Origin of the sequence: Maribacter sp., from assembly GCF_049667165.1 — a bacterium.
Classification (GTDB): Bacteria; Bacteroidota; Bacteroidia; order Flavobacteriales; family Flavobacteriaceae; genus Maribacter_A.
Window position 1 is genome coordinate 1 of sequence record NZ_JBATHS010000134.1, and the last position, 3,231, is coordinate 3,231.

3 protein-coding genes are annotated in these 3,231 nt (G+C 44.0%); 1 reads left to right on the top strand and 2 read right to left on the bottom strand.

What is annotated here, in order from left to right; genetic code table 11:
• On the bottom strand, positions 1-1,048 hold a 1,048-nt coding region (locus tag WBM98_RS07045; RefSeq protein ID WP_424365315.1), incomplete at its 3' end, for a GTPase.
• 435 nt (positions 1,049-1,483) lie between these two features.
• Here WBM98_RS07045 and WBM98_RS07050 point away from each other — a divergent pair.
• Positions 1,484-2,425, top strand: coding sequence for an aldo/keto reductase (locus tag WBM98_RS07050; RefSeq protein ID WP_424365316.1), 942 nt, complete (start codon positions 1,484-1,486; stop codon positions 2,423-2,425).
• A gap of 697 nt (positions 2,426-3,122) precedes the next feature.
• Here the strand turns inward: WBM98_RS07050 and WBM98_RS07055 are convergent.
• The coding region (locus WBM98_RS07055; RefSeq protein ID WP_424365317.1) for a DUF2188 domain-containing protein at positions 3,123-3,231 on the bottom strand (109 nt) is incomplete at its 5' end.

Below are 3,231 nucleotides of genomic sequence, written 5' to 3' on the forward strand. Positions count from 1 at the left end.
CCAGCTCCGCAGCACCGTATTTTTCGGCAGCCAAGGTGCCGGCCCCGATTTTCATCCCTCCATGGGTCAGCGTCGGACCATCTTCAACCACCAAGACTTTTTTGTTTCGGATGACCTTGGGATCCCCTACACTGATCGGTGAGGCAGCTTCGATCACTAGGGCGTGTGGCACGATTTCGGCAAGCGTTTTCCGTATTTCCGCAATACCCTCGGGAGGGGCGCTATCGATTTTGTTGATGATCACCACATCGGACATCCGCATGGTGATTTCCCCCGGATAATAAAGCAGGCCATGACCGGGTCGATGCGGGTCGGTCACCGTAATGTGCAAATCAGGGATGTAAAATGGAAAATCATTATTGCCACCATCCCAAACGATGATATCACAACCATCGGGATCATTTTCCGCGGCGCGAAGGATCGCTTCGTAATCCACGCCCGCATAAATGACATTGCCCCGAACGATATGGGGTTCGTATTCCTCCATCTCCTCAATGGTACACTCGTATTTCTCGAGGTCTTCGAGACGCGCATACCGCTGTACCTTCTGTGCTTCCAAGTCACCATACGGCATCGGATGACGGATGGCCACGACTTTCAGGCCTTTTTCGATCAGGATCTCGATCAATCGCCTTGCGGTCTGACTCTTTCCACAGCCTGTACGGGTGGCCCCAATACTGATCAATGGTTTGGTGCTTTTGATGGAAGTAGCTTTCGTGCCGAGCAAAACAAAATTGGCACCGGCCGTATTGACCAGGGCGCTTTTATGCATCAGGTATTCGTAGGGGACATCGGAATAGGAAAAAATAACATCATCGATCTTTAACGTATCGATGAGTTTTTCAAGGTCTTTCTCATCATAGATCGGAATGCCCTCGGGATAGTTTTTTCCGGCAAGGGAGGCGGGGTATTTGCGATTTAAGATATTCGGGATCTGTGTTGCCGTAAAAGCCAAGACATCGTAGGCTTCATTATCCCGATACACTGTATTGAAGTTGTGGAAATCACGGCCGGCAGCGCCCATGATAAGAACTCTTTTTTTCTTCATAGGTAGTCAATTTTATGTGTATCTTATTGCTACGAAGATATTCCGGGCGATCATTTATTACAATGATTAATATCACCTCAAGTTTTGGGAAATCATCGGAATTTTGTCGGGTAGGGGTATTTACTGACTAGGTCGATTTTTGATAAGCCCAGTTAGAATAAAAACAATAACACTTAGGGCAAAAATTATGGCTGCAGTCGCGATAAAGGATATAAGTGGATTCATATGTTACTTGTTTTTTAATTAAAAGACAATTCTTATAGCAGGGGCGTGATTTTTATTTTGATGTTAATCTAGTAACTGATCATGGAGTTGAGGTATACAATTGTGTGAAGTGCTGTCCTTATTGTATAAAATGTAAGAAGATCAATTTTTTTAGATACACCCGTTCGTCTAAAATTGATATATTTTGAGAAAGCAAAGTTCAAATAAACGATGAAATATAATAGATATATAAAAGACGCCGTGCCGGTTTCTGAAATTGGACTTGGTACGTGGCAGTTGGGAAAAAATTCCGGATGGCAGCCAATGTCAGAAATGGACGCTATGGAACTCATTGGAAAATCGCTGGACTATGGCATCAATTTTTTTGATACAGCACCTAATTACGGACATGGCACGGGCGAAGAAAGGCTTGGTAAAGCCCTGAAGGGGATCGATAGAAGTACAATTGTAATCAATACAAAATTCGGACATACCGTATCGGGTAACACGAATTTCAATTCAGATCATATTCGGGAATCCTTGGAAGGCAGCCTTAAAAGATTACAAGTTGATTATGTTGATTCCCTTATTATGCATAATCCACCATACGCGTATTTGGATGGTACTAAAAACGATCATTACGAGATCCTGGAACGCTTGATGGAAGAAGGGAAAATCAAAGCCTATGGGGCATCATTGGACACGTATGAAGAAATGAAGCTGTTAATGGATACATCGAACGCTAAAGTGATCGAGGCTTTTTTTAATATACTACATCAGGATACTTCCCGGGCTTTTGATAGGGCAATTGAAAAAGAGGTTGGTATCATCGTCAAAATCCCGCTTGATTCGGGCTGGTTGACAGGAAAGTACCATGCCGCTAGCACCTTCAACGACATCAGGAGTCGCTGGTCAAAACAGGATATTCAAACCAGGGCGCATTTGGTCCATAGCATAAAGGAAATTGTGAATGCGGAGGATGATCTTGCACAAAAGGCAATTTCATTTTGTGCGTCATATGATGCGGTCTCTACCGTTATACCCGGCAATGTGAATGTATCCCAATTAACAAGTAATGTGGAAAGCATAAACAACCCCATTTCAAAGGAGCTGGTTAAAAAATTGGAGGATTTTTATCTACAGGAAGTAAAGCACCTTAATCTTCCCTGGTAAATAGAATTATTTAAGGGTTTATATTTTAGTGATGCTCCCCCGAAAATGGGAGCTATAAAAAAAGTATAGACAAAAAACTTCGTTACTCATAAAGTCGATGGACCCAATAAGCTCCTCCCCTCAGATGAGGGGAAGCCTGCCTGCCTTGGGCAGGGTGGACCACGCCCTTAGCGGGACGGAGGGGTTTGACAACACTACAGGCGTAACAACAAAAAACATTAGGATGGCATAAAGTTCCATGGAGAGGTTCCTTATCCGCAGCATAGTGTTTGAAAGCTCCGAAAACAGGAGGTGCGGTACGCAGCGACGCGGAGTTTCAGACACGGTTTTTCTTTTGGGAAAAAGAAAAAATGCCTCGGATAAGGCGCCTTTTCTTTTGCTTCGTTTTATTTGGGCGAGCAAAGAAAATGAAGATTCATTGACTCGTAGTACCCAATATTAATGAGATCGCTTCGCACCTCGCGAAGACGTTAACCAATAATTGTTGTAGCCAATAGTAATGAGATCGCCCGCACTAGCACCAGTCCAAAGTCATTAAGTAAATACGGTCATGTACGCAAATGTCTGGTCGAGCGCAGTCGAAACCTCCTAATCCGATCAAGTATATAGTTCTCGACTGCCGTAACTGAGGCAGGCGAGCGCTGGAACGGACATCTAAATCCCTTAACCTCCAATCCGAACGTCCCGAAAAACCATACTACTCATAATTGATACGATCTCGGATGGTACCATCCGCTCTATGGATGATCACATCGGCCTTGTATTTCCGAGCCAGGCGTTTTGCTTTATTAATAGCCGTATCCTGA